1 protein-coding gene is annotated in these 513 nt (G+C 55.8%); it reads right to left on the reverse strand.

Annotation, left to right across the window (positions count from 1 at the left end; translation table 11 throughout):
* Positions 1-18: 18 nt before the first annotated feature.
* The coding region (locus tag HW556_RS18440; RefSeq protein ID WP_176901577.1) for a GNAT family N-acetyltransferase at positions 19-513 on the reverse strand (495 nt) is incomplete at its 5' end.

The raw sequence follows: 513 nt of genomic DNA on the forward strand, positions 1-513 counted from the left end.
GACCCTTTTGGTAGACCACTAGACCTCAGTTGGCTGCCATTCTTCTTTGAGGACCGACATCACGATTTTATCGTGGAACAAGCCGTCGCGACAGCAGGCTGCTCGTAGGCGACCTTCGACCACAAAACCGGCGTTGGTGTAAGCCTTGATGCCGCCCGGATTCAATTCCGAAACCGTGAGCATAATCCGGTTGAGATGGTGTTCAGTAAAGCCCAAGGCGAGCACCTGTTTCGTCACCGCCGTGCCCACACCTTTCCCCCAGTAGGCTTTCTCGCCAATCAGGATGAAATACTCACCCGACCGGTTGGTGGCTGACAGGTTAGAGATGCCCGCGTAGCCAATCAGCGTGTCAGTCTCCTGCAGGTAGATGCCGAGGTTGAGGCTTTTCTCATCCCGTAAGGTCGCCGCGAACCAGTCGTCAATCTGCGCCGGCGTCTTCATTGCTTGGAACGCGGACAGCGAATACCGGATGACTTCGGAGTCGGCAATCCAAGGGTAAAAACAGGCGTCCTC

The sequence above is a fragment of the Hymenobacter terrestris genome (assembly GCF_013377905.1).
In the GTDB taxonomy this organism is placed as follows: domain Bacteria; phylum Bacteroidota; class Bacteroidia; order Cytophagales; family Hymenobacteraceae; genus Hymenobacter; species Hymenobacter terrestris.